This is a genomic window from Streptomyces sp. WELS2, from assembly GCF_013870595.1.
Classification (GTDB): Bacteria; Actinomycetota; Actinomycetes; order Streptomycetales; family Streptomycetaceae; genus Streptomyces.
The window spans coordinates 1-237 of record NZ_JACBWZ010001416.1 but is presented as its reverse complement, the minus strand read 5'-3'; the positions used below and the strand labels follow the sequence as shown (position 1 = coordinate 237).

The 237-nt window shown below is 69.2% G+C and carries 1 protein-coding gene; it reads right to left on the bottom strand.

The window, feature by feature from the left end; all coding sequences use genetic code 11:
• On the bottom strand, positions 1-188 hold a 188-nt coding region (locus tag H5J33_RS36680), incomplete at its 3' end, for an acyltransferase domain-containing protein (protein WP_399553033.1).
• Between the last annotated feature and the right edge of the window lie 49 nt (positions 189-237).

The following is a 237-nucleotide window of genomic DNA, read 5'->3' as shown; positions in this document are numbered from 1 at the left end:
CGCCAGAGTTCGGCCAGCGCCACCATCACCGCGAACAGGGCGGGCTGCACCACATCGACCCGCTCCAGCGAACCACCGCCGGTCAGCACCTCCACCAACGACCAGTCCGTATACGGCGCCAACGCCCCCTCACACGCGTCGATCACCTCCCGGAACACCGGCTCCGAGCCGTACAACTCCCCACCCATCCCCACCCACTGCGCACCCTGCCCCGGAAACACGAACACCGACCGGCCC